The sequence below is a fragment of the Mycobacterium sp. NTMscope_Eco_3 genome (assembly GCF_976985685.1).
Map to the genome: position 1 here is coordinate 1,406,813 of NZ_CDRJYZ010000001.1, position 26,267 is coordinate 1,433,079.

The following is a 26,267-nucleotide window of genomic DNA, read 5'->3' on the forward strand; positions in this document are numbered from 1 at the left end:
CAAACGCGGCACATACGCCCGTTCGCCGTTGGTTCGGCGGCTTCATGGAGTGAGTGCGAGCACGAGGCCGACGAGTTCGGCTTGGCGGTGGGTGTCGGTCTTGTCGAAGGCGTGTTGCAGGTGGGTGCGAACCGTTTCATACGACACCGATAGCTCGTCCGCGATTTGTTTCAGACCCGCACCATGCGTGAGCCGTAGGGCGACTTCGGCCTCGCCCTCGGTGAGTCGGTAGAGTCGGCGCAACAGCGTTGCGGCGGACTCAGTTTCGCGCTCTGGGTCCTTGATCAAAACCAACGCCGATGGCTCCCCTGCCCTTTCACTAGTTCCGATGCGATGCAGCGGGATCACCTGAATCACATAGGGACGCAGGCCCGATGGGCGTCTGCAGATCAAAGAGCGCCCGCCACGAAGCCCTGATTCTCCACCGATCAGCGCACCATGCAGCGCGCAGTGCAACTCGCGCTCGGTCTGCATATTTATTGCCCCGATGCGCCCCGATTCTGTGTGCAGGCCGTCGTTGCCGCGCAGAACGTCTTCGGCGGCGGAATTGAGGTTGATTACCCGGCAATCTGTTCCGACGACGATGACAGCATCTCGGATCGCGTCGAGCGCCCGCGCAAGCTCCGTATTGCGTTCGACTACAGCGGCGAATTGGTCCTGCGTCCGGACCGCCTGCTGCAGATGCACCACCAAGCTGCCTACCAGCTTCACCCGCTCGGGCGCATCAAAATACCGTTTCGATGACATCACTAGAAAACAGGTCGGTCGAGGACCGCCGGTGAGCCGGACGAATAACCCATCTTCTAGTTCGTTGGGCTGCATCCAGCCCGTATAAAACTCCGCATTCCGGTTCGGAACGATGATTTCCGGCCCGGTCCGCACCACGCCGATCGGGCCGTTCTGCACCCTCTCGAGCACATAATCCAATCGGCGGTAATGCTCCGCATAGGTCTCGAGCGCTGCCAGCGGAAGAGTTGAATCCTGGAACGACCAAACGCTGCCCCCGCCCATCAGCAGCGATCCCCCGGTGCCACCGAGCACGCGCTGAACGTCGCGGATGGCCGCGTCCCACTGCTGGGGCGCGACGGCCGCGGCGTAGATGTCGGCTACGAGGCGCGAGAAGTCCTCGACCGTGACCATCGCCCGGCGCCGGATTCGCTCAGTCATGGGCTCAGCGCGAGTAGTAGACGGACGAGCTCAGCTTGGCGGTGGGTGTCAGTTTTGTCGAAGACGTGTTGCAGATGGGTGCGAACTGTCGTCCATGAGATCGACAACTCGTCTGCAATTTGCTTGAGGTTCGCACCGTGCATCACGTGTAGGGCAACCTGGGCTTCGGCTTCGGTGAGGTGGTAGAGCCGGCGCAACAACGCTGCGGCGGGTTCGGGTTCGTCTTCTGGGTCGATAATCAACACCACCGCCATTGGCTGTCGGAGTGGCTCATCGGCATTGCGGCGGTGTGAGGGCAGCACGTGAATGACGTAGGCCCGCTTACCCGATGGCCGAACGCAGGTTAGCGACCGGCCTGTACGAACGGCAGAGCCATCGGCCGCTAGTGCACTTTGGATGGCGCAATGCAGCTCTTGTTCTGCATGGGTGGTTGTTGCGGCGATATGTCCTGACCGCATGCACACGGCGTCTTCCGCGCAAAGGATCCGCTCGGCGGCCGAATTCAGGTTTATCACCAGATGCTCGCCTGCGACGACGATGACACCGTGCCGGACAACCTCAAGTGCGCCTGCCAGCTCAACGACGCTGTCGGCCAGAGCCGCCAGTTTGTCCTCCGTGTGCAGCGCCTGTCGCACGTGTCCAACCAGCCCGTTCATCAAGGTCACGCGTTCAGGCGTGTCGAACGACTCAGTCCGCCGCGGCGACGCCACGATCAAACACGAGGGGCGTTGTCCACCGGTCAGGCCGACGAACAGCCCGTCTTCGATGCCGTTCGGGCGCATCCAGTCGTTGTAGAACTCTTCGTTCGTCCGCGGTGCTATCAACTCTGTGCCGGTGCGTACTGCGCCGGCTGGACCGTTCCCAACCCCGGCGAGCACATAGTCGAGGCGGTGGTAGTGCTCGGCGTAGGTCTTACCGACCTCGGCTGGCGCAGTCGTGGCTTGAATGGACCACACTCCACCCGCGGATTCAATGAGCGTGCCGATCGTCCCGCCCAGGCTGCGGCAAATCTCATCGAGGGCCGGCTCCCAGTGCCGGGGAGTGACCGCGGCGGCGTAGATGCCGGAAACTAGGCGCGAGAAGTCCTCGACCGTGACCATCGACCGGCCCCTGATTCGCTGGCTGGTATCCGCATCGGCACCTTCCTCAGTGTGATTCTCCTATGAAGAGTATCTGGATTTCACCCATTTGGATGAGGCATTGCGCGAGTCAGGGTGCTTGTGTTCAGGCATGTTCGCGCAGGGCACCGCCGCGGCGCCTGCTCTCGCTGCGGCGGACCATCCGCGCAGCGTGGATGGGGTCGGCTACCGACGTGGCAGGGCGAGGCCAACGGTTACCGAGGTGAGACCGCACGGTCGTCAACGGCAGGCGGACCGAGGATCAGTGCGCATACGGTTGCCGCTGACGGGCCGCTTCGAGCAAATGCGGCTTATCGACAGCGCGCTATGGGAGCCCGATGTTTGCGGGATGGTCATTCGTGGGGCTGCGGGTGTTGGCAAAAGCCGGATCGCCCGCGAGGCGCTGTCGTTCGCGGCATCGAAGGGATGCGAAACGCGTTGGGTGGTGGCGACGTCGTCGGCGCAGATGCTTCCGTTGGGCGCGTTCGCCCCTTGGGCGGGGTCGGCCGCGGGTGACACGCTGCAACTGGTAGGCGGCGTGATCGAGTCGCTGACTGCGGCATCGGCTGGGAGCCCGGTGGTGATTGGTGTTGACGACGTCAGTTTGCTCGATGACGCGTCGACATTTGTCTTGCATCAGATCGTCCAGCGAGGCGCTGCGAAACTCATCCTGACGGTGCGGGACGGGGAGCCGATCAGCGCGGGCATGCGTGAGCTGTGGAAGGCTGGCCAGTTCGAGCGGCTTGATCTGCAGCCTTTATCACCCGCCGAAACCCTGGAGCTGCTATCGGCGACCCTCGGTGGATGTGTGGATCTGGACGCGGCCCGCCGCTTATGGAACCTGACCTGCGGCAACGTTTTATACCTGCGCAACATCGTGGAGCAGGAGATCGCCGATGGCCGGCTCGTCGAGCAGCATGGTCGTTGGTGCTGGGTCGGCGAACCGGTCGTGCCGCCCGATTTGGTTGAACTGATCGAATCGCGCATCGGTGCCCTGCCGGCATCGGTGAGCGATGTGGTCGACGTGCTGGCGATCGGCGAGCCGATTGAGCTGGGGTCACTGACGCGTATCACCGATCCGGCGGCGGTCGAGGAGGCCGACGTGCGCGGCCTCCTGACGCTGGACCAGGTCGACGGTCGTGTCGAGGTGCGGGTGGCGCATCCGCTGTATGCCGAGGTGCGCAAGCGGCGTGCGGTACCCACCAGGCTGCGCCGGTTGCGGGGACTGGTCGTGGCTGAACTCGCCACTGTCGGCTGCGCCGACGTGCGGGCGGTGGTGCGGCGCGCCGTGTTGAGCCTGGACTCCGATCTTGAGCCCGACGCCGACCTTCTGACCAGCGCCGCTCCGGGGGCGGTGTGGCTGATGGATCTGCCCCTGGCCGATCGGCTCGCCGATGCGGCCATCCGCGCTGGCGGGGGTCCGGAAGCGAATTTCCTCCGCGCGTATGTTTTATCGTCGCTGAGCCGCGGCGAGGAGGCCGACGCGGTGCTCGCGGACATGCCCACTAGCGAATTGGGCGACGGCGAGCGTGCCAGGCTCGCCAATCTGCGGGCCACCAACAGGCTCTTCACCCTCGCAGATCCCCAAGGGGCGAAGAGGCTGATTGACGACGCGTCGCGAGCGATACCGGCGCAGGCTCACAGCTGCATCAACGCCTTTCTCACCGTGTACTGGGCAGCGATGGGCAGGCCCGACGCCGCCAGCAAAGCGTCGAAAGGCGTTGTGCCAGAACAGCTATCCGATGTGGCCTCCCGTTTTACCGCGTGGGCCAGAACCGTTGCGGCCGGGGACGCCGGCCGAACCATCGAAGCCGCGGCCGCTGCGAGCACCGGATACCCCGTGGCAGTACGCGGCTTCGTCATCATCACCGACGCGCACGTCGGCGCGCTGCTGCTAGCTGGTCAGATAGCGCAAGCTCAGGGTATGGCCGAACTCCTGGGCGAGCGGGTGGCCAACGTTCCAGGGCCGGGCCAGTTAGTCGGTGCACCCGTCGCGGCTCGCGCTGCACTTGGCGCGGGCCGCCTCGATGCCGCATGCGCGCTTCTTGAACCCGTCATCGACACGCTGGTCGCCTCCGGCGAGCGCAACGGATGGGGGTACCGCTGCCAGATCCCACACACGATCGCGCTCGCTATGCGCGGATCAACCAGTGAGGCCGTCGCTGCCCTTGCCAGACTTGACCAGCAGCGGCATCCAGGCTGGCGATACCTCGACTACGAGTACGAGCTGGCTCGTGCATGGGTCGCCGCCTGCCAGGGCAGCGTCAGCAACGCAATCACCACTGCGCTCTCGGCTGCCGGGATCGCCGGCGCCAATGGGCAGTTTGCCGCGGAAGTAATGTGTCTACAGACCGCCGTGCAGTTTGGTGACCATTCCAGTGCGCCGCGCTTGCGCGAGCTTGAAACGATCGTCGAAGGACCGCGCGCAGCTGTTGCGGCCCGATTCGCTGAGGCCCTTAATGCCGGGGACGGGGCTGTATTGGCGTTGGTGTCAGAGGAATTCGAGCGCAGGGGTGATCTGATTGCGGCCTTGGACGCGGCGGCCCATGCAGCTATTGCGTACCGCCGGCAGGACAAGCGCGGGTCGGCGTTGACGTGTTCGACGCGCGCCGAGGCGCTCGCCGAGCAGTGCGGCGGCGCTACCACACCGGCGCTTCGGCAGGCCGCCGAGCGTTTGCCGCTGACCGATCGCGAACGAGAAATCGCGATGCTGCTCGGTGAAGGGCTGTCTAACCGTGAGATCGCGGCGAGACTGACGCTGTCGGTTCGTACCGTCGAAAACCACATCTACAAGGCGATGGCCAAGACCTGCACGGCCAGCCGCGAGGACCTCGCCGCTCTGATGCGTCCACGCAGCGCCAGGCCCCGGTAACCACGTCAGGGCGAGGCGCTCGCAGGACAGGCATTGCGATGGGTGCAACGGTGGACGGTCGGCTGCTGGGTTCCGTCCAAATCCGTAGACCGTTCAGCTGGATACCAGGCACGAGATGCCTTCGTACTGTCGCGGACAGACGGCGTCGAATTCACAGGCACAACAATGGCGGGCTGCTCAAATATGCCTGGTACCGCGCAGGCGGGTCGCGCTGCAACGTCCAGGGGCGCCCGAAGCGCTGATCTTGACCGATCGATCATTACCGTTAACGAAACCTGCCGGCGCAGTATCGATCTAAAAGCACCATCCGCTCCCACCGGCGCAGCGGCCACCTTGGTCCAGCTGGAGCGATAACCGTAACGACCTTGTCGTCGCCAGCGCGTCTGTCGCCCACCTATTGACTGACGAGCGCGGCATCTTCGGGACCGCCAGGTGCAGCTGTATCGAAGCCGTCACTCCAGTCGGCCGTGTCTTCAGCCGGGCTTGCGTTACATTGTGGCATTCATGTCGATGTGGCTGAACCCTCCAGAGGCATGATCCAGCAAGAGCTTTCGAGTTCGCCTAGCTCCCTGGGCAAGGGCGCAGTATCGAACGACAATGCGCAAGTCGTGATTTGCGTTACCTATGCGATCGAGGTGCGGCTGAGGGCGTACTAGGCCCAGCTGGATCCAACGGCGCTGTCGGTGGAGGCCATGTTGGCCCCGGCGGTTTGGACTTTTTGCCCATGGGCGTTGGCTTGCTCGTAGATGACCTGGAAGTTGCGGCCCAACTGGGTGATGAACTCTTGGCAGGCCACCGAACCCGCACCGCCCCAAAAGTCCCCGGCGGCAAGCACATCGCGGATGATGGCCTGATGCTCGGCCTCCAAGGAAGCGGCCTGGGCGCGGATCAGCGCGCCATGGGCGTCGACGTCGCCGAATTGGTAGTTGATGCTCATCGTCGGTTCTCCTAACTGCCTAGCATCTGCTGTGAGGCTTGCTCTTGCTGTTCGTAGTTGTTGGCGTCGCGGATCAGCCCATCGCGCACCCCGTGCAGCATGGTGACGATGTTGCGGAATGCAGTGTTCGTTTGGCCCATGGTGTCGTAGGACGCGGCCTGAGCGGTCCCGCTCCATCCGGCGCCGGCAATGTTCAGCGAGGACGCCCACATCTTGCGGGCTTCATCTTCGACGGTTTGGGCGTGCACGTCGAAACGGCCTGCCATGGTCCGCATCTCGTTCGGCTCGGTCATAAATCGTGTAGTCATTGAAGTGTCTCCTTAACCTGGAAATCATCAGTTTTGCTCGACGTGGCCGGCGTGGCCGCCTGCCAAAACGAATTGGTGCTCTCCTTTGCTATCCGAAAGTCGCCGAGGGCGGTACCACCGTCAGGCGGGGCATGAAGCGAAGGTCGGTTTCGCCGACGTTGCCTATGCTGCGCCCGGCCATCGTTGCCAGCGGCGCGCCGAGCATGCTTGCGGGAGCCCCCGCTGTGGCTCCTGGGGCAGTGGCCAGGCTGGCGCTGGGCAGCGCCGACGCGGCAGAACTCATTGCCGGGGCCGCCGAAGCCCAGGTCTGCGGCACCGACAACGCTCCGACCGTGGCCGCCCGGCCCACGCCCGCCGACACGGCCGCCCCGCCGAGTCCTGCTGAGCCGGGTGCTCCCAGCGCGCTGGAAGCGAGCGCGCCCGTCAGCCCCGGTCCCGAAGCTGCGGTGCTGGCGGCGCTGACGGCCGGCATCAAATTCTTCATCTGATTCGCGTTCGAGAGCAGGGCACTCGAGATCCACCCCACCGAACTTGTCATCGATAAAGCCGGATTCATGGAACTGAGCGACGAACTCAGGGACGACAGCGACCCCGTGGACGACTCGGACGTGGACGACAGCGGCGACGCGAGCTGCTGCAGAGCCGTGGGCACCGTGGAGGTCACCTGTGACAGGACCGCCTGCGCGTCGGTGCTGGCCGAGCTGCCGACAGCTTGGCCGACCGCGGTCCCCTGCCCGGCCAGGCCGGCCGGGTTGCTGGCGGGCTGCGGCGGGGTGAACTGGGTCAGGAGCGACGCAGTCGCCGAGGCGGCCGCGTAGCCGTACATGGCGGCGGCGTCCTGGGCCCACATCGCCGCGTACTGTGCCTCGGCGACCGCGATCGCGGGCGTGTTTTGCCCGAGGATGTTGGTCGCGATCAGCGACAGCAACAGGCTGCGGTTGGCCGCGATGACTGGGGGCGGCACCGTCATTGCAAAGGCCGCCTCATAGGCGGCCGCGGCCGCCATGGCCTGCGAAGCCGTCTGCTGTGCCGTGGCGGCAGTGGTGTCCATCCACGCCACGAAGGGGGCGCTCGCGGCGGCCATCGCCGCCGACGCCGGACCCAGCCACGGCCCGCTGGTCAGCCCTGAAACCACCGAGGAATACGAAGCGGCCTCCGAATATAGCTGCTCGGCGAGCCCCTCCCAGGCCGACGCTGCGGCCAGCATCGAGCCCGGGCCCGGACCGGCATAGATCCTTGCCGAGTTGATTTCGGGTGGCAAAGCTGCGAAATCCATCATTTCACCTCGGAGTGCTCAGCCGGCCGCGACCGCGTTGGCGGCCTCGGTGACCGCATACGAATCAGCGCTGACGCCAAGGGTGTTCGCGACTAATTCGTGGATCGCCGCAGCTTGGGCGCTGACGCCCTGGTACATCTGCGCGTGCGCGGCAAACTGCAGCGCCGTCAACGCAGACACCTCATCGGCGGCGGCGGGAACCACCCCGGTCGTCGGGCCGGCCGCGGCGGCGTTTTCGGCGCTCATCGCCGAGCCGATGCCCTGCAGGTTACCGGTCGCCGCCGTCAACATTTGCGGGGCGACGGTGAGTGAGAACATGGACTTCTCCTTGGAGACTTGGGATTACGGACATGGGCTGGCCCTGTCCGCTGCGGTGGTATCGGGTGCGTTGATGCGGTCGTCGTCGAGATGGAGACCGCGTCGGCTGACTCGGCTAGGCCGAGTCAGACAGGATGATGCGTTGGTTGTTTCTGCGTTCATCCGGGGCGAGGCCGGCGGGACGGTTGACGGTGAGCGAGTGCTCACCGATCGTCGTGGCGCGACAAATGGCCTGCCGCCGGCCGATCACCGGCGAGCTATGCAGAACCGCGTCAAAAGGTCTTGACCGTTGAAGGCAATGGCAGCCGCGCGGGGTGGGGCCCGCCCGACCGGCACCACGAGTTTGATGCGCGAACCCGCGACGGCGACCACGGCGACCGCGAGACCGAGTTCCACCAGCGCGGTAACGGGTCCCGACACCGGCATGGCCCCGAACACCTTGGAGCATTTGGCGACCAGGCCGCGGTAAAGAGAAGCATGCTGGGCCTGAATGTCGGACGCGCCAGGGCCAGACCCGCCGCCCGGCGCTGTCACGAAGGCGTGCGGTGGGTCAAATGCGAGGGGAGCGAAATGCACCAGCCCGCACCCGAGGGCGCCGAGGACCAACCACACTGCAGCCGCGATCGCGACAACAACTCGCAACCGCACCGAAGTACCTGCGCCGCGGGGCCTCATAGTGTCTCAACTGTACCCGCCCATAGGGGGGTATGCCATATGCGGGGCAGTCGATACCGCATTGTGCCCGGCTCGCGATCGTGCATGCCGTTGGCCATTTTTATGCAGGTCAAGCTGATATCGACAGTTGGGCATCGGACAGTTACCCGCACATTGCACCGACATCCCAAAATACCCCTACCCGCCCGAGGTATAGAGGCGCCCAAGCGGCATTCCGCTACCTCGGCGGTAGTCGGTGCGGCGGCCGGCTCCCACGACAACACCAGCTCGCGGCTTCGCTCTATCGGCCCGGGACACATGACGACTCACTCGACAGGCGATGCCCGCGGCCTAGCCGCTGGCAGCTGTTCGCGTCGAATCCCTTAATAACATCGGGAGTTCGCGCCGATCGGGTGCTTGACGGCGGATCTTCCTGCGGATTCACATGGGTAACCACAAGGTGATTACATCGACGCGATCGAACGTGAGTAATCTCGCGCCTGGTTGCGTGCCGATGGCATCCTGCGGCGCCCCGTTGGGGTTAGAGTCGTCGTCATCGCGGGCCGGCGCCCGAAAGGATGACCAGGAGACGGGGACACAGATGCCTTGCCGTGCGGCGGTGTGAATCGCCGGCGGGTTATGGCCGGTACCGCAGGTTGGACGTCGCCAAGCTCGGGATGAGCCGGTTGCAGGTCGTGTGCGGGTTCGAGACGGTAGAGGGCAACTGCGCCGATGATGCCGATGAGAACCAGCCCGCCCCAAACCAGTGCGCCAGCGCTCAGCCGTTGTGCCGCACCGAATATCGATCCGGTGGCCAAGTTGCCGATGAGGATTCCGGCTCCGACGATGGTGTTGTAGAACCCGTAATGGGTGGCCACCAGCCGGCCGCCGGCCAGCGAGACGACGGTGTCCATCTCGAACGGGAAGACCGCGGCCGAACCGACGGCCAGCAGCGCCGCCGACACCAGCAGGGCCCCCACCGCCACCGGTGTCCCGAACCGATGACCGTCGGGAATGACTGTCAGCGGCACAAACGAGACCGCCAGGATGGCCACACCGATGGCCAGGCTACGTCCGGGTCCCCAGCGTTTCGTGAACCAACGGGTGATGCGCAGCTGTCCGACCACCGCAACCAGGCCAGAGACAACGAAAAGTGCTGCAACCAAAGCCTTTCCAGACCGCGGCGTCAGCATCGACGCCTGCAGGGGCAGCGCCAGGTACACCTGGAAGGTCAACACGTAGGAGCCGATCATCGCCGCCGCGAAGAGCAGGAACGGCCGGTTGCCGGCGACAACCCGCCAGTCCTGCAGGAACGACTTCTGCTGCGGCGCCGAATCGACACCGCGTTGCGGCAACGCCAACAGCTGCGCCACGGTCAACACTGCGAACACGGCCGCCGCTGCCGACGCGGTGACCCGAAAGTCGAGGGCCATCAATGTCAGTCCGACCAGCGGGCCCAGCAGGATTCCGGCTTGGTAGAAGATGTTGAACATGGCGAAGGCGTCCACCCGGCGATCTCCGGCGTCAGCGGCCAGATAGGCGCGTACCGCCGGGTTGAACAAGGCGCCGGCGAAACCGGTTGCCGCGGCGGCGATCAGCACGGCCGGCAACGAGTGAGCCACCACCAGCAGCGCGAATCCGCCGGTGCGTAGCACGCATCCGGCCACGATCAATGGCTTGTAGCCCAGCCGGTCGGCCAGGGTGCCGCCCACGATGAACATGCCTTGCTGGGAGAAGTTACGCACTCCTAGCACCAGCCCGACGGCCCAGGCGGCCAGCCCGAGCGGGCCAGCCAGGTACCCGGCCAGGTACGGCATCAGCATGTAGAAACCCATGTTGATGCCGAACTGGTTGAGCATCAGGACCTGGCTGGGCCGGTCGAAGCCTCGAAACCGGGTGAGGATATTCCTCATGCGGCTGCGATTAGTGCGGGGTTGACGACGGTGCTGGTTCGAGTCCAGGAGGTCACCACCTGCTGGGTGGGGTCGGTGATGACGGTGGGCTCGGCGACGGGTTGCCAGTCCAGCAGCTGGTGTTGGTGGCAGTAGTCGTCGTTGTAGATGGTGTCGAAGTAGCGTTGGGGTCCGTCGGGAAACACTGCGGCGATGCGGGTGTCCTGCGGGAAGGTGCGCGCGGCCCAGCCCGCGACCAGCGCCACGGCCCCCACGCTCCAGCCGCCGCTGGCGAAGTTGCTGGCCGCCAGGGTGCGGCACGCCCACACCGACTCCTGCGGGGCCACCCAGTGCACCTCGTCGAAGGCGGCGTAGTCGATGTTGCGCGGATAGATGCTCGAGCCCAGCCCGCGCATCAACCGGCTGGCCACGGGTTGACCGAAAATGGTCGAGCCGATGGTGTCGACCCCGATCAGTTTCATGTCGGGGTTGAACTGGCGCAGCACCCGCGCCACCCCGGCCGAATGCCCGCCGGTGCCCACCGAGCACACCAGCACATCGACCCCGCCGAGCTGATCAAGCAGCTCCAACGCCAACGACCGGTAGCCGGTGATGTTGTCGGGGTTGCTGTACTGGTCGGGGCACCAGGAGCCGGGGTGGGCGGCCAACAGCTGGGCGACCCGGTCTTTACGGGCTTGTTGCCAGCCCCCCACCGGGTGCGGCTCGGTGACCAGCTCGACATCGGCGCCGTAGGCGGCCAGCATGTGACGCACGATCGGCTCCATGCCGGTGTCGGTGACCACGGTGACCGGATGCCCATAGGCCTGGCCGGCCAACGCCAGCCCCAACCCCAGGCTGCCGCTGGTGGATTCCACGATGCGCGCTCCGGGAGCTAATTCGCCGCGGGCGCGGGCGGCTTCGACCATGTGCATGGCCGGGCGGTCTTTCATGCTGCCGCCAGGATTGAATCCTTCCAGCTTGGCCCAAAACCCGCGTCCGGGCGGGGCGAACGGCGCCTCGATGCGCAGCACCGGGGTGTGGCCCACCATCGCACCGGGGCGCCGATAGGTGTCGGTGCCGGGCTGGGCGCACTCACGTGGCTGAACAACTTTGAGCGCCGGGATCGGGTGAACATAGTTATCGAAAGACAAAACATCGGTCATGAGAATCGTCGCTTTCTTGCGAACGCCGCGAATCAGTGCGGCACTTGACAGGGGTCAGCGATCACCAGCCGCCGAGCACACACGTGCTGCAAACGACCTGACGCTGACCAGTCAGCGACGAGACAAGCAGAACCGCGTCAAGACATCTTGACCGGTAACAGAAAAAGCCGGCGCGCGCGGGGGGCCGCGCCCGGCGGGCACCCCAAACCGGGCCAGGCCACCGGTCAGCGCCACGGCGGCCACCGCACTAAACGCGATTAACGCAGCCACCACCGCGCCTGAGCGCGGCAGCACCGCCGTGGTGAACTGCTCGTGATGGTCGCCCGAGGAACCCTTGCCCACATGCGGATGATCGACATCAACGGTGAACTCGCTACCCAGCGAAGCCACCAACGCATGCGCCGGCTGCGACATCGAAGACTGCGACACGGAAGACTGCGAATGCCCCATCACGCTGTGGGCACCGATGAGAACCCACGCCGCCAACCACGCCGCAGCCCCCACTGCCACCACATACCGGAGCCGAGGCAGCCTGCTAGCGCCGCCGAATATCACGACACACCAACCCAGGCAATATGCGAGAAAACCAAGGATAGGCCGGGGAGTTTCCGATGCGCGGATTCACAACTCATCGCGTGCGTCGCCGATGAGCAGTTCACTGCGCGCCCGGTGGACATAGAAGCAGAATATACCCCGTACCCGTATATGTAAACCGGCACCTTCCTCGGTTCAGCAGTCCTATGTTGCGCCAAACCAGATGCTGACGACGCTCCACGGAGCGTACGACGGCCGGCATAGTTATGCCTGAGATCTACCGTCACCTTGGGCCCGGCATATCGCGATTACAACCAGTGGCCCGCCGTACCCATCGCCGGACTCACCGACCCTGCGGCCGTTGCGCCGTGATGTAGTGCAGCAACAACCGGTCACCAGTTCCGACGATGGAGAACCCCGCATCGGTAATCAGCTCATCGAGCTGGTGTAGCCGGTTCTGCTCCCTGGCATGGGCGTTGAAAACAGCAGCAAACCGATGCAAGATGCCACCGCCCGAGGGGCGAAGATCGGCGATGCAGAGCCGCCCGCCCGGTCGCAGAACGCGAAACATTTGTCGCACTGCGTCGGCACGTCGGTCAACTGGAAAGTGGTGAAACGCCAAGCTGGATACCACCAGGTCGAACGACTGGTCGGAGAAGGGCAGATCTTCGGCGGAGGCGACCTGAAAGGTGGAGTTCGCCGGTGCACGCCGCGCGGCGTAGTCCACCATCGATTGTGAGGGATCGATCCCGACAACGCTGCCACCCGGGTGCACCGCCCGTGCGATTCGTCGAGTGAAGTATCCGGTCCCGCAGCCGACGTCGAGCACCCTATCGCCGGGCTCGGCGCCGGATAGCCCGACCAGCCGGTCCCACATGCGCGCACGTAGCCCCAGAGACCACGCATTGGTGGCCCATTCATAGGTACGGGGATAGTTGAGTACCCACCCGGAGCCGTCACCGTGCCGATGATCAGCGAACAGCCTCTGCGCCAGTCCCATCTAAAAATCCTTCCCGGATATGCTTTCAGTGCGGCCAACCCAACGGTACAGCAATACCCCTATGCGGTATATTCGAGCCCGCGGGAGCGCGATCGCGGCTCTCTGGGACTGAACGAAACACCGAACGGCGCAATGAAAGACAGGTATCGGGCGTGCGTGAATCGACTTCTGACAGGGCGCGGCTCAGCAGGCGGGGCTTCATAGCCGCCACCGTTGCCGGCGGGTTCGCGCTGGCCGCCTGCGGCCGATCCGGCGAGCAAACGCGTACCGGCAACACAGCGATGGCGGACGCCATCGCTGCTGCCGAGGCGGCGCGGCCCCACACCGGGCGCACCGTCACGGCGGCACTGACGCCTCAACCGACAACGATCGACCTCGGTGGTATCACTGTGCGCACGATGGCCTACGGTAACGCCATCCCGGGGCCCCTGATCCGCGCCAATGTCGGCGATGAACTCGCGGTCACGGTCACCAACCGGCTCGATTCGGCCACCTCGGTGCATTGGCACGGCATCGCCCTGCGCAACGACATGGACGGCGTCGCGCCCGCCACCCCGAACATCGACGCCGGCCGCGACTTCACCTACCGGTTCTCCGTACCCCATCCGGGCACCTACTGGGCGCATCCGCACGTCGGCCTGGACGCCGACTATGGCCTGTATCTGCCCGTGATCATCGATGACCCCCGAGAGTCGGGCCGCTATGACGCCGAATGGATCGTCGTACTCGACGACTGGACCGACGGCATCGGCAAAACCCCCAGGCAGCTCTACGACGATTTGACCAATCAGCGCAGGCCCAGCATGAGCAGCATGCCGGGCATGGAAAACATGCCCCCCATGGAGATGGACGGCGTCGGAACCAGCAATCTGCTTGGCGGCGACCCGGGCGATATTGCCTACCCGCACTACCTCATCAACGGCCGCATTCCCGCCGCTCCCACCACATTCAGCGCCAAGCCCGGACAGCGCATCCGGATCCGGATCATCAATTCCGGCTCCGACACCGCGTTCCGCGTCGCGCTAGCCGGGCACTCGATGACCGTCACCCACACCGACGGCTATCCCGTAGTGCCCACCGAGGTCGACGCCCTGCTGATCGGCATGGCCGAACGCTACGACGTCGTCGTCACCGCCGCCGACGGCGTTTTCCCGCTGGTCGCTCTTGCCGAAGGCAAAAATGCGCTGGCGCGGGCCCTGCTCTCCACCGGCGCCGGCAGCGCCCCTGATCCGGGTTTCCAGCCGGGCGAACTCAACAAACGAGTCGGCACCGTCGAGATGTTCACCGCCGCACCGGAAGTCGACTTGGGTGTCGCCAAATCCGATGTGAATCTCCCGGTGGTCCTGAGTGGCGACATGACGAAGTACGACTGGCTGATCAACGGCGAGCCCTACAGCAAGACCAAGCCGCTACAGGTCCGCCAGGGTCAACGTGCCACGCTGGCATTCGACAACACCACCATGATGTACCACCCGATGCACCTGCACGGACACACCTTCCAGGTGATCAAGCCCGACGGCAAGCCCGGCCCGCGCAAAGACACCGTCAACGTACTGCCCAAGCAGAAAATGAGCGCCGTCCTCCTCGCGGACAACCCCGGCATCTGGGTGTTCCACTGCCACAACACCTATCACCAAGAGGCCGGCATGATGACTCGCCTCGAGTACATCACGTGAGCCATCACGGCGCGCACGCTAGAGGGCATCGGTGGCGGCGCCATGCGGGTAGGTGCCGAGTGAGCACTTAGCCGAGCGAGCCGATGAGCTCGCGGCACGCCCGTTCGCAGCGGCGGCAAACTTCCCCGCACACCCGGCAGTGCTCGTGATGGGTTGCGTGCCCCTCACATTCGTCTGCGCAGCTTTTGCATGTGATGGCGCATGTTTCGAGCACCGTTCTGGTCAGGTTGGCATCGTAGCCGGTGTGTCGGGACAGGACGCGCCCGGTGACCTCGCAGATGTCCGAGCAGTCGAGGCACGTGCGGATGCATTTTCTCAGCTGGTCGACCGCAGCTTCGCCGAGGCAGGCGTCTGCACAGGCTGTGCAGGCTTGCGCACATTCGATACAGGCTTCGATACAGGCTGTCAGTTTGGCCTTATCCATTCCGTCGAGGTCTTGGGGATAGGTCTTCAGCATGCTGCTGGTAGTAGTCACGTGTTCTCCTGGTGTTGAACGGCAGCGGTGTGGATGGTTTTCTGTGGAGGAGTGCCTCCGCGCCAGGCGTACCCGGCCCGACGTACGCTAAACGAGCGGGAGCTGTCGCGGTTTTCATCAACCCTCCGAGTCGGACGGTGATCTTTTTGGCCGGACAAGTTCGATGAAGGTGTTGGTCAGCATCGGGTCGAGCAACCCGGCGGTCGCCGACAAACCGTTGACGCGCTACGGAAGGTCCAAACCAAGTCACCTTTGATCGTGAATTACCTTGCGAGACATCAAAGTTGCGTCCAAGAAAAAGCTCAAAGGTCGCTCCACAACCGATGGTGTTGGGTTTACGGTTTCGTTCGAATGAGGTTGATTCCGATGACATGTCACGCCACGGGCTTGATACCGCGCAGTCACTAGGCGGACGCCGCCAAACGCCGGCAATCGGCCTCCGTCGGACTGGGCGTCGCGACCCCGGCGGGATTTGTGGCGCCCGCCTAAGGCACCGGCTTAGCCACAGGATGGACGAGGTCGGCGTCTTGACCGGATAGCCAGGGTAGGCCCGCAGCTGACGGACGCAGTGCTGCACCAGTTTCGACCGCATGGCCGCTTATGCGCGTCAGCGCCGAACGCAAAGCCCTCGTGCGCGGCGCGACATCGGCACTTCCCCCGCACTCCATCCCGTGATACCAATAACTGATAATGAAAACCAGTGTCAATAGGGCTAGGGTGGTGTGGCCGTCGACTAACCCTGCAACCCCCGCTACACGAGGATGTCTGCGATGACTTTGCACGTTTTGTCCCGAATGCCTCGGCGCCGCCGGTGCGGCTTTCGAAAAATGGGCGCGCACCTGGCGGCCGCGCATCCCGGCGCGCCCCGGTTGCGTACGGCGGTGATACGGCCCTGGGAAGAAACGATGGTCGACCTCTGCCGCGCCGGGATCGGCGTGGCCGAGGTCGGCGCCAGTTGCGTGACCGCTGATGCTGGCGCACGGTCGTGGCATCGAATCGCAGGTGTTTGACGATGACCGCGCCCGTCTGGATGGGATTTCCGCCGGAGGTGCACTCAGCCTTGCTGAGCAGTGGCCCGGGACCCGGTTCGCTGTTGGCCGCTGCCGGGGCATGGTCATCTTTGAGCGCCGAATACGCTTCAGTAGCAGAAGAACTCAGCAGCTCGGTGGCGTCCGTGCAGGCTGGGGCATGGGAGGGGCCGAGCTCAGAATCCTACGTGGCCGCGAATCTCCCGTATGTGGCCTGGCTGATGCAGGCGAGCGCGAACAGCGCTGCCGCGGCCGCCCAACATGAGACTGTGGCTGCCGCTTACACCTCCGCGTTGGCGACCATGCCAACCCTGGCCGAGCTGGCCGCTAACCACACCAGCCACGCAGCTTTGGTGGGGACAAACTTCTTTGGTATCAACACGATTCCGATCGCGCTCAACGAAGCCGACTACGTGCGGATGTGGACTCAGGCCGCCACCACGATGAGCACCTATCAAGCGGTCTCCGGCACTGCGGTGGCGTCAATCCCGCAAACCGACCCCGCTCCGCAGATCCAGAAATCCGACAGCAACACCACCGGCAGCAACGGCTGCGGCACCAGAACAGACCCATGGACCGGAAATACCGAGGACGTCTATTGCCCAAACGATCCCCGGTTCTATTCGGAGTGGGCGAACGAATTATTCGGTTCGCAAATTCCGGATCTTATAAACACGTTGCTGACTAATCCCACGCAGGTGCCGGCCCTCCTTGCTTTGATGGAGGCCGATTTCATGTTCCACGTGCAGGCGATCATCTCCTATCTTGCCCAATCGCCGCAGTTGTTGTCGGTCGCCCTCGGCCTGGTAATCGCCAACGTGGGAGCGGTCGCAGCCCTGGGAGCGGCGAGCGGCCTGGCCGGCCTGGCCGCGATACCCACCGGAACCACGCCTGCCGAAACGATCCCAGTCGGGGCCGAGCCCAAATTGCCGGTAGTCGGGATTGCCCCGACCGCAACGACCATCGTGAGCCCCGGCTCGGCCCCCGCTTCGGCTCCGGCGCCCACGCCCGCGACGACCACCGTCGCTGGTTCCGCGCCGCCGACACCGCCGCCCGCGGCCGGCGGCGCGGCAAGTTTTGTTCCGCCCTACGTGGTGGGGCCTCCCGGCATCGGGATCGGCTCGGGGATAAGTGCCAGCTCAAGCTCCAGCGCCAAAAGAAAGGCCCCCGAGCCCGATACCGCCGCGGCGGGGTCGGCGGCGGGCGCCCGGGAGCAGGCCCGGGCGCGGCGGCGACAGCGCGCGACGCTGCGCGGACACAGCGACGAGTTCATGGATATGGATGTCGAGGTCGCCCCACGGTGGCGCCCGCCGCCAACTGCTGATAAGCCAATCACGTCAACCGTGGCCTCGGATCGGGGCGCGGGTCCGTTGGGGTTTGCCGGAACGGCATCGAGGGGCAGCGGGCAGGCGGCCGGGTTGACCACGCTGGACGGCGATGAGTTCGGTGGTGCCCCGTCCGCGCCAATGGTGCCGGGCACCTGGAACCTCGACCAGGTCAGCGAGGCGAGCGAAGAAACAGAACGCAGCTGACGGTCACGACACGGCAACGGCCCAGCTGCGCTTGTTCTCGGTAACCGAATAAGCGCGCATCGGACCGTTACCCGACACCGCCGCCGAACTGGCAGCGAGCGAATCCGAGGACACGTCGCTACGATAGCTGAAGCCGGCGCCGGGCCAGCCCCTCAGCCGAGTGACACGATGAGTTCGCGGCATGCCCGTTCGCAGCGGCGGCAGATTTCTCCGCACACCCGGCAGTGCTCGTGATAGGTTGCGTGCCCGTCACATTCGTCTGCACATCTTGCAGGTGATGATGCACGTTTACGTTTCGAGTACCGTTCTGGTCAGATCGGCATCGTAGCCCGTGTGTCGGGACAGGACGCGGCCTTTGACTCGCAGATGTCCGAGCAGCAGTCGAGGCCCGGCGGAGCTTCTAATCGATGTGTAACCCAAACCACCGTTCAGCTTGTTGAGCCACGACAAGTATGTCGGGATGGAGATGCGGAATCGAGGATGGGCATCAAGCCATTTCGTGATCCGTCGAATTACACAAATCTGCCCGCCGACCGCGGCTCGCGCCAGCTTCACGCACGTCACCTCTCAGGAACAGCAGCAAAGCCGTGATTTCGCGAACGATGTGTCGTTGGCGTCGGTGCGTGGGCGTGCAATGGCTAAGGCCGCCCGCGGAGAGCTCCATGCCCACCAGTGGTGCGCCATTTGTCCGTCTCCATCGTCTATGCCCCCGGCTGAGGGATAACGGGGCGGTGTTGCGGGCAGTAGGAATTCACTGCGGCTCCGAAGAAATAGCCGGCCACATGTGCGGAAAGGTCGGTGTCTTTTACCAGCGATAAAATAAGGTTGGCCGGCGTCTGGTCTGCATCGAGGCCGCTGCACACCCTATGGCCGGTCGCGATCGCGGCATCCCGATTGGTGAAGACGATCCCGTGTTTCCTGAGCGCGGCGAGGAAGTCATCATCAGTTTGGTCCGCTGATGCAGGAGTAGCGAACTGGAGAGCAGCAACGAGCAGGAGCACGCTGGTTGTCAACCACTTCCCACAAGACATTTTCGTTTGGGCCACTAGTCTTCCTCCGGGTGTCAAAAGGCCTTGAAACGCGGGGAGCGTTCCGACCCACCGACATAACCATCCTGGACAGGCCGTAGATTCGTTGCATCGTTATGTTGAATCGTGACTCGATGGCTTTGATCCGGCAAGGGGTTTGATGCGTCCGGCGCGCACGCCGTTGGCGATGACGATCACCTCGGTAACCTCGTGCACGAACACCACCGCGGCCAGACCCAGGGTGCCGAACAGCGACAGCGGCATCAGCATGGTGATGATCGCCAGCGATAGCCCGACGTTTTGCAGCATGATCCGGCGGGAACGGCGGGCGTGATCCAGCGCCTGGGGCAGGTGGCGCAGGTCTTGGCCCATCAACGCGACGTCGGCGGTTTCGATGGCGACGTCGGTTCCCATGGCGCCCATAGCGATTCCCAGGTCGGCGGCGGCCAGGGCCGGAGCATCGTTGACGCCGTCGCCAACCATCGCGGTCCGCCGCTGGGCACGTAGCTCTGCGACCATGCGCGCCTTGTCCTCAGGACGCAGGTTGGCGTACACGCGCTCGATTCCAGCTTCGGCGGCCAAGGCTGAAGCGGTGGCATGGTTGTCGCCGGTGAGCATCGCCACCTCGTAGTTGCGGGCTCGCAATTCGGCAACGACCTCGGCGGTTTCCGGACGTAGTTCGTCGCGCACGGCGATGGCGCCGAGCAGCCGCCCGTCGCGTTCGACGAGAACCGTTGTGGCCCCGGCGTGTTGCATGCGCATTACATCCTCGGTGAGGTCGGCTGGATCGAGCCAGCCGGCGCGTCCCAGTCGGACACCGTGGCCGTCGAGCCGACCGGTCAATCCGGCACCCGGGATGGCTTGCACTTCGCTGGCCGCGGCGGCCGGTGTTTGGATCGCGGCGAGAACAGCCGCGGCCAGTGGGTGCTCGCTGCGGGCCTCCAGCGCGGCTGCCACCGCCAGCACCTCTTCACGAGTGACGCCGCTGGTTGTGGCGACCTCGATGACCGCGGGCCGATTGATCGTCAGGGTTCCGGTCTTGTCCAGGGCAATTGCGCCGATGGTGCCCATGTCTTCCAGTGCTGCGCCACCTTTGATGAGTACGCCGATCCTGGCGGCCGCCCCGATGGACGCCACCACCGACACCGGCACCGCGATGGCCAATGCGCATGGCGAGGCAGCCACCAATACCACCAGAGCACGTTCGATCCAGACCGCCGGGCTACCGAAGACGCTGCCCGCCCCGGCGATCGCCGGTCCGGCCATCATGATGCTCGGCACCAGCGGTCGCGCGATGCGGTCGGCCAGTCGCTGACTGGCGCCCTTGCGCGCCTGCTCGGCTTCCACGATGTGCACGATGCGCGCCAGCGAGTTGTCTTCTGCCGTCGCGGTGACCTGCACCAGCAGCGCGCCGGGACCGTTGATCGACCCGGCGAACACGTCGTCGCCAGGCCCGGCTTCGACCGGTACCGACTCACCGGTGATCGCGGAGACGTCCAATGAGGTGCGCCCGTCACGAATGATGCCGTCAGTGGCCAGACGCTCACCCGGCTTGACGATCATCTGATCGCCAACTTGAAGGTCGGCCGCGGCCACCACGGTTTCGCTGTCCGCGCGCAGCACGGTGGCCTGATCCGGCACCAGCGACAGCAACGCGCGCAAGCCGCGCCGCGTACGCGACACCGCGTATTCCTCCAAGCCCTCACTGATGGAGAACAAAAACGCCAGCATGGCAGCCTCGCCGACCTGGCCGAGACCGACAGCGCCGGCCGCAGCGATAGTCATTAACGTGCCAACACCGATGCGGCCCTGCGTAAGTCGCTTGATGGCCGACGGCACGAAGGTCGAGCCCCCCACCGCCAGGGCGACGACTTTAAAACCCAGAGCGACCGGCCCCAGCGGAGTGGTCCATGCGGTGATCACCGACCCCGTCAGCAACACCCCAGATAACGTGGCGCGTCGCAGCTTGGCGACCTGCCAGAGCCGTTCCGGCGCGTTCTCGCTGTCATCGTGGTCGCAGCAGTAATCGCTGACCGCCCTTGGGGGACGACGTTGTTCAACGTCACACGTACCCGACCGAACCCGCGTGCTCCAGTCGATGACTCGTTGCAGCACACCGGGCTTGCGCTTGTCGGCCGCGTGCGGGGTGCGCGTCGGCAGCGAAGCTATGGGAATGTGCTGGGCATCGGCGATCGCCGAGAGGACGGCGGCGGTGTCGCAGCTCTCAGGCGCATACCAGATCACCACTGAGCCGGTGCGCGGATAGGCCCGCACGTCTTCGACACCGGCCACCATGCCAACCGCGTCCTCGATCGCCACCGCGCGGACCGTGTCGAATCGAAACTGGCTGGCGTGCACCCGCATTCGCCGCGCCGTCGCAGACACAACGTTCAGCCCGAGGTCGGCATCGGGCCTCGCACCAGTGGTCAGCATCGCCAGCTCCTAGCGGTATATCGGTGGATCCCTACCGCGGATGTCAACCTGCCCTGTCCGCCGAGGGCGCAGCGTGCGATGTCAGCAGCAACAGTCGTCGGCTACGGGGTTGACAGGAAGGGAGGCGTCGTCACTGATGCGATCGCGAGCTTCGGCGACCACGTCGGCAACTTTCAGCCGAGCGGTCTCGGCCGCCACCTCGGCGCGCCGGGTTCCCCGCATGCCCCACTCCGTCGCGGTCACAGCCGCGCGGTGGACGGGAGCTTTTCCCACCGCCTTGCGCAACGCCTCGTAGGCACTTACCCCGACGAGCCCGGTGAACACCGTCCCGGTCGCCTTAACCAGTAGGCCATGTGCAACCACAGCTAACCCTCCTTATGTTCTGCTTTCTCGTCGCGCTTCGGCGAGCCCGCTCATCGACCAGACGGCGCGGTGCGCACTTCCTCGAAATTGGATTGCTCGCCGCCGCAAGGCTGGTCGGTGTCCACGGCGAGAACGACCTGAACCAACTCACCCAGGGCACGCGCGAGGTGACTATCGGCCAGGGCATACCGAACCTGGCGGCCCTCATACGCAGCGATTACGAGACCGCAGCCCCGCAAGCACGACAGATGGTTGGACACATTGGATCGGGTCAATCCGAGGTGCGACGCCAACTGACCCGGATAGCAAACGCCATCCAGCAGCGCGACGAGAATTCGGCACCGCGTCGGATCGGCCAGCGCCCGGCCCAGCCGGGCCAACGCCGATTCCCGCACCTCACATGTCAGCATTGGTTAAACAATACAGCTTTCGCTGATACAACAGCAACGGTTGAAATTCCGCTTCGTATCACGCGGCGGTCGCGTAACTGGTGTCGAGTTCGGTGTCGGACGTTGGCGGGGTGTCTGCGAGTTCCGGCGGGTGCTCAAGCCTGGTGGCGAGGTGCGGTTCGTGGAGCACATGCGCTCTCATCACCTGGGGTTCGACATGCCGCAGGACGTGTCACCTCGCTGTGGTCGCGTGCGGGCGGTTGTCACCCAACCGGGATACCGCGGCAGCGACGGAAGCCACCGGTTTCGGGATCGCGTAGATCGACTGGTTCTCCTACGCTCCGCTGCGGTTCGTTCCGACATCCTTTCCCGCACCCTCGGACGAGCCCTGCCCGCCGGCTGAGTTGGTCCGCCCGCTCGAGGAAGGCATGGCCTGGGTCGTCGAAAGCGTTGCGTCGACGCGGCAATCACGTTCGACGGTCTCCCAATGCGAGGATTCGAAAATGCCAGCGTCATCTGGATGACTTCTGCCGCATCGTGGCCAGACATCCGACATTGTATGTGGGCCACGGTTAACCTACTATGTGTGTACGTAGTTAGTGTATGACGGTGACCGGCGTGGGAATGCTGAGCGGATCGGAGGGTGACGGTGCGCGTGCGCGGGTTCGGGGAGTTGGAAGCGGTGGTGATGGACCGCATCTGGGACCGGAATGGAACCACTACGGTCCGCGAGATATTTGACGAGCTGGCCGCTGAACGCGAGATCGCCTACACGACAGTGATGTCGACCATGGACAACCTGCACACCAAGGGGTGGCTGGAGCGTGAGCGAGACGGCAAGGCCTACCGGTACTGGCCTACATTGACCCGCGAGCAGCACAGTGCCCAGCTCATGCGCGAGGTATTTGATGCCGGGGGGCGCTCTGAACTGGTGCTGAGCCACTTCCTCGAACAGATCAGCCCCGAGGAATCCGCGCGTTTGCGTGCAGCGTTGCAGCGGCTGGCCCGACGGACCCGACGCAAGTAACCGTTACGGGGCCGCCGGGTCCTGCCTTCACCCGTCGAATCATGCTGCTTTGCAGACGCATTGGTTCGGAGTGGCTTCGTGATCGCCGGACGCTAGGGTGGTCCCACCCTGCCGCCATCTGTCAATCGGATACGCAGCACCGGTGGCACCGGCACGCCGCGCAGTGCTTATCCCACACACCGCCCACCGCGTCGGGCAGCGCCGCTAGGGCCGCGCGTCGAGTGGATCTACCCTTCTGACGGCTCCCGGATAGCCCATCACTTTTCCGCCGTCAATCACTAGCGCGGTCGCCGCATCTCGCCCGCCTACATCAACCGGCGGCAGACATCATCCCCGTCGGCATCGCCGCGCGCGCCAGGTGACGTTGGCACCTGGCCGGCCCGATCAAAACCGCCGTCCGCTCCCGCCGACGGGACGCTTCGCCTCGCGTCGCGAACATGAATCGCGAGCACCACAGCGGTGATGACGACGCCCAAAAACAGCATCACCGCCAATCCGTTGAACAACGTGCCACACCAAACCCAGCTGTCGGCGCCATACGAGATCATCGCCGCACTACCTCCGTCTCATCACCGATCACCACGCGACCACGAGATCCGAAAACCGAGACCGCCCAACCGCATCGCCCAACTAGGACTGCGCCGTCACCGGCCTGCCGACGAGTCTGATCTGCATTCCTACTATCTATGTACACAGATAGTAGATCAATTCGAAATATCCGGCAACGGACAGAGATGATGCGGCTCTGGCCGCGGCCCGCTGCTCCTGTCCACGGGCCAAGCCGGTCACGCGACGATGAACGCGTTCGGCCATGCGTTGGCGAGGAATCGGACGAAACAATCGTGACAACAACCAGATATGAAACTGCATCTACGTACCGGCTGGCATAGATGATGACGGTCGCGACGCTTCGGCTGGTGAACCTGCCAGGCGCCCCACTCGTGTCATAGCAGGAGGTGATGGAGTGCCAGGGGTCATCGGCGGATCGGAACTGCAAGCGGCGAGGACGGCTCGCGACGACGATCATGCCGCCGCCTTGTGGCGATATGCGTTTCGATTGATAGGCCATGCGAGTCGTCCCGAAGACGTCGTCTGCGAGACCCTGCTCCGGGGACCTCAAATTGCCGAAGGACCGTCAAGTCCCGATTGCGCTAGGTCGCTCGGCACGCCGGCTTACCCAGCAATCACGCCGGCTTACGCAGCAATAGAGCGAGGTGACACGTTGACAGCGCTACCGCCCATCGCGATGCCCGTCGACAGCGAAAGCCAAAAGATGCAAGGCAATTGGCTCGAGACCAAAGCCATCCGACAGCCCGTCCGTGCGCCATCGAGCTCGAATACCTGCTAGTCGCTAGGGATGGAGGGTGATGGTGATGATGACATCGTTACGCGGAGTTGGCCCGCCTGGTGACAACCACCTCCACGCGATGTGGGATGCCGCGTATGTCTTGGGATCACTGTCGGCCACCGATTGGCGTGAATTCGAGGCGCACATGGCCGGCTGCCCGCAATGCCGTCAGGCCGTTGCCGAGCTCAGCGGCATTCCGGCCATGCTGGCGCAGCTCGCCCGCAGTGACATTGGTGCGATCAACGAGGCAGACCACCCAGCCGGAGCAACCGAGATGCCGCCGGATTTGCTGCCGTCGATGCTGGCCGCGGTCCGTTCGCACCGCGTTCGAAGCCGCGCGATGACCTGGGTGGGCTCGGCTGCCGCTGCCGTCATCCTGACGATCGGTGTGCTAATTGGGGTTAATGGTAGGTTCCCGACATCGCCGCCACAGGCGGCGCTGCCGATGGACCAAATCGGTACGACCCTGCTGGCATCGACAGTGTCACTTAGCGGCCAGCAATGGGGTACAAACATCGCGCTGAAGTTCGTGTGCCTAGCTCCACCCGATGCTCCTCACGATACGGTGGCGTTGGTCGTCGTGGGCCGCGACGGCAGCCAGACCCGGCTGGCGACGTGGGTGGCGATCCCAGGCCATACGGCGACGCCCACCGGTAGCATTTCGATGCCGGTAACCCAGATCGCCGCAGTACAAGTGGTTTTGGCCGACAACGGCCACGTGATGCTCCAGCGCTCGATCTAGCCTCGACCGTAGCCGCACCCAATTGTTATGCGAGGCGCAACGCTACGGCTCCGCCTCGAAGTTGTTCTGGTCGGTGTGGGTTCTCCGGGCTGGACGGTGTCGTAGGTCAGGACGATTCGTCGTGTGCGTTGAGGGCAGGGCAGCAGGGTCGCCGCTCATGGGATTGCCATTAAGGAAGTCCCGTAGCGTCTTCCGGCACCGGCTCGCAGCCCGCCGATGCTGCCGGTGGACAGGCCCACGCCCAATTCTGTAAGAACTCGTCGAGGGTAAACGTTCCTTCACGGGCTATTGATATGAATCACTGCGTCAAGCCGTGCGTGTGCACGAGGCCGATTCTCCGACGGGCGACGCCGATCATCGCTGGACCTCAACAGTTACTCAGACTGGGGAGGCCTGTGCGCTTTATCGTTTAATCATCTACTATATGTGTACGTAGACAGTGCTGCATCGGTGACCCCTGAGAGGGATTGGCGCCGCTGACAGATAGGAAAGAGGATTGCTCCGTCGCAACCCGCATATGGGTATTCGATGCTGGCAGCGAATCTGATCGGGTCGAGTCCACAATATTTCCGAGGCGCTTGACCAGCTGGCGGCCGAACGTCAAGGGTGGAACGGCCTTCCAAGGCCAGTAACATAATCTAGCGAAACTCGGAGGTGCACATGACTGAAACACCCCAAGCACCAAGCGAATCCACGGCCGGGAAACCGAACCCTCAGCGATCCAGCCGCCTAGGTCAGGCCGCGGCAGTGGTGGGAATCACCGCCGGTGTTGTCTTCATCGTGGGTGCGGTGTTCTTTTCGGGCTTTTTCCTTGGCTCCCGCTGGGAGCATCACAACGGACCGCAGGTGATGCGCTGTGAGATGGGCGGGTCTGGCGGCGGAATGGGAGGCATGATGGGGGCCGGTGGCATGGGGCCGATGGGGCCTGGTCAACCGCCGTCGTCGACGTCGACTACTCCTTTGGCCCCGGTCACTCCGCGACCGTAG

The 26,267-nt window shown here is 64.5% G+C and carries 22 protein-coding genes and 1 pseudogene; 5 read left to right on the forward strand and 18 right to left on the reverse strand.

The window, feature by feature from the left end; all coding sequences use genetic code 11:
* Positions 1–42: 42 nt before the first annotated feature.
* A complete protein-coding gene (locus AC0KTM_RS06530) occupies positions 43–1,167 on the reverse strand; it encodes a helix-turn-helix transcriptional regulator (RefSeq protein WP_225329941.1) in 1,125 nt (374 codons plus the stop codon).
* On the reverse strand, positions 1,164–2,267 hold the full coding sequence (locus tag AC0KTM_RS06535) for a helix-turn-helix transcriptional regulator (protein WP_472415223.1): 1,104 nt from the start codon (positions 2,265–2,267) through the stop codon (positions 1,164–1,166). The genes AC0KTM_RS06530 and AC0KTM_RS06535 overlap by 4 nt, the downstream gene beginning before the upstream one ends.
* Before the next feature lie 322 nt (positions 2,268–2,589).
* On the opposite strand from AC0KTM_RS06535, the gene AC0KTM_RS06540 reads away from it, so the two are divergent.
* Positions 2,590–5,157: a helix-turn-helix transcriptional regulator gene (locus tag AC0KTM_RS06540; RefSeq protein WP_275254747.1), complete on the forward strand. Its 2,568-nt coding sequence runs from the start codon at positions 2,590–2,592 to the stop codon at positions 5,155–5,157.
* A gap of 652 nt (positions 5,158–5,809) precedes the next feature.
* On the opposite strand, the gene AC0KTM_RS06545 is transcribed toward AC0KTM_RS06540, so the two are convergent.
* From AC0KTM_RS06545 to AC0KTM_RS06585, 9 genes are all read right to left on the reverse strand, one after another.
* Positions 5,810–6,094 (reverse strand): WXG100 family type VII secretion target, encoded by a 285-nt coding sequence (locus tag AC0KTM_RS06545; RefSeq protein WP_008257405.1) that lies wholly within the window; start codon positions 6,092–6,094, stop codon positions 5,810–5,812.
* A gap of 11 nt (positions 6,095–6,105) precedes the next feature.
* Positions 6,106–6,402, reverse strand: a complete 297-nt coding sequence (locus AC0KTM_RS06550; RefSeq protein WP_225330289.1) for a WXG100 family type VII secretion target — start codon at positions 6,400–6,402, stop codon at positions 6,106–6,108.
* Positions 6,403–6,490: 88 nt separating this feature from the next.
* Entirely contained in the window at positions 6,491–7,681 is a 1,191-nt protein-coding gene (locus tag AC0KTM_RS06555; RefSeq protein ID WP_238957645.1) for a PPE family protein, read from the reverse strand.
* 15 nt (positions 7,682–7,696) lie between these two features.
* Positions 7,697–7,996, reverse strand: coding sequence for a PE family protein (locus AC0KTM_RS06560; RefSeq protein ID WP_225330291.1), 300 nt, complete (start codon positions 7,994–7,996; stop codon positions 7,697–7,699).
* A gap of 246 nt (positions 7,997–8,242) precedes the next feature.
* Positions 8,243–8,644 carry a putative copper homeostasis (lipo)protein LpqS gene (gene lpqS / locus AC0KTM_RS06565; RefSeq protein ID WP_225330292.1) on the reverse strand — a complete coding sequence of 134 codons (402 nt, stop codon included), beginning with the start codon at positions 8,642–8,644 and terminating at the stop codon, positions 8,243–8,245.
* A 470-nt stretch (positions 8,645–9,114) separates the two neighbouring features.
* The gene (locus tag AC0KTM_RS06570; protein ID WP_472415225.1) at positions 9,115–10,563 is read right to left on the reverse strand and encodes an MFS transporter; all 1,449 of its coding nucleotides are present in this window, start codon (positions 10,561–10,563) and stop codon (positions 9,115–9,117) included.
* Positions 10,560–11,705 (reverse strand): PLP-dependent cysteine synthase family protein, encoded by a 1,146-nt coding sequence (locus AC0KTM_RS06575; RefSeq protein WP_238957648.1) that lies wholly within the window; start codon positions 11,703–11,705, stop codon positions 10,560–10,562. The genes AC0KTM_RS06570 and AC0KTM_RS06575 overlap by 4 nt, the downstream gene beginning before the upstream one ends.
* A gap of 111 nt (positions 11,706–11,816) precedes the next feature.
* A complete protein-coding gene (gene lpqS, locus AC0KTM_RS06580) occupies positions 11,817–12,215 on the reverse strand; it encodes a putative copper homeostasis (lipo)protein LpqS (RefSeq protein ID WP_472417387.1) in 399 nt (132 codons plus the stop codon).
* A gap of 367 nt (positions 12,216–12,582) precedes the next feature.
* A complete protein-coding gene (locus AC0KTM_RS06585) occupies positions 12,583–13,239 on the reverse strand; it encodes a class I SAM-dependent methyltransferase (protein ID WP_238957650.1) in 657 nt (218 codons plus the stop codon).
* A gap of 152 nt (positions 13,240–13,391) precedes the next feature.
* Between AC0KTM_RS06585 and AC0KTM_RS06590 the strand changes: the two genes are divergently transcribed.
* Positions 13,392–14,915 (forward strand): multicopper oxidase family protein, encoded by a 1,524-nt coding sequence (locus AC0KTM_RS06590; RefSeq protein ID WP_238957652.1) that lies wholly within the window; start codon positions 13,392–13,394, stop codon positions 14,913–14,915.
* A gap of 67 nt (positions 14,916–14,982) precedes the next feature.
* On the opposite strand, the gene AC0KTM_RS06595 is transcribed toward AC0KTM_RS06590, so the two are convergent.
* Positions 14,983–15,372, reverse strand: a complete 390-nt coding sequence (locus AC0KTM_RS06595) for a four-helix bundle copper-binding protein (protein ID WP_275254660.1) — start codon at positions 15,370–15,372, stop codon at positions 14,983–14,985.
* Between the two features lie 1,030 nt (positions 15,373–16,402).
* On the opposite strand from AC0KTM_RS06595, the gene AC0KTM_RS06600 reads away from it, so the two are divergent.
* Entirely contained in the window at positions 16,403–17,950 is a 1,548-nt protein-coding gene (locus AC0KTM_RS06600) for a PPE domain-containing protein (protein ID WP_472415227.1), read from the forward strand.
* A gap of 152 nt (positions 17,951–18,102) precedes the next feature.
* Here the strand turns inward: AC0KTM_RS06600 and AC0KTM_RS06605 are convergent.
* The 5 genes and pseudogenes from AC0KTM_RS06605 to cmtR all read right to left on the reverse strand — a co-directional run.
* A pseudogene (locus tag AC0KTM_RS06605) lies at positions 18,103–18,327 on the reverse strand (four-helix bundle copper-binding protein); the annotation flags it as partial.
* 324 nt (positions 18,328–18,651) lie between these two features.
* Entirely contained in the window at positions 18,652–18,996 is a 345-nt protein-coding gene (locus tag AC0KTM_RS06610; protein WP_225330300.1) for a DUF732 domain-containing protein, read from the reverse strand.
* Positions 18,997–19,092: 96 nt separating this feature from the next.
* On the reverse strand, positions 19,093–21,411 hold the full coding sequence (locus AC0KTM_RS06615; protein ID WP_472415229.1) for a heavy metal translocating P-type ATPase: 2,319 nt from the start codon (positions 21,409–21,411) through the stop codon (positions 19,093–19,095).
* Between the two features lie 81 nt (positions 21,412–21,492).
* A complete protein-coding gene (locus tag AC0KTM_RS06620; protein WP_238957659.1) occupies positions 21,493–21,774 on the reverse strand; it encodes a DUF1490 family protein in 282 nt (93 codons plus the stop codon).
* 50 nt (positions 21,775–21,824) lie between these two features.
* Entirely contained in the window at positions 21,825–22,184 is a 360-nt protein-coding gene (gene cmtR, locus AC0KTM_RS06625) for a Cd(II)/Pb(II)-sensing metalloregulatory transcriptional regulator CmtR (RefSeq protein WP_225330302.1), read from the reverse strand.
* A 628-nt stretch (positions 22,185–22,812) separates the two neighbouring features.
* Here cmtR and AC0KTM_RS06630 point away from each other — a divergent pair.
* Positions 22,813–23,190, forward strand: a complete 378-nt coding sequence (locus AC0KTM_RS06630) for a BlaI/MecI/CopY family transcriptional regulator (RefSeq protein ID WP_225327048.1) — start codon at positions 22,813–22,815, stop codon at positions 23,188–23,190.
* A 305-nt stretch (positions 23,191–23,495) separates the two neighbouring features.
* On the opposite strand, the gene AC0KTM_RS06635 is transcribed toward AC0KTM_RS06630, so the two are convergent.
* Positions 23,496–23,738 carry a hypothetical protein gene (locus AC0KTM_RS06635; RefSeq protein WP_225327034.1) on the reverse strand — a complete coding sequence of 81 codons (243 nt, stop codon included), beginning with the start codon at positions 23,736–23,738 and terminating at the stop codon, positions 23,496–23,498.
* A gap of 825 nt (positions 23,739–24,563) precedes the next feature.
* Here AC0KTM_RS06635 and AC0KTM_RS06640 point away from each other — a divergent pair.
* The gene (locus AC0KTM_RS06640; protein WP_225327047.1) at positions 24,564–25,280 is read left to right on the forward strand and encodes an anti-sigma factor family protein; all 717 of its coding nucleotides are present in this window, start codon (positions 24,564–24,566) and stop codon (positions 25,278–25,280) included.
* Positions 25,281–26,267: the final 987 nt, after the last annotated feature.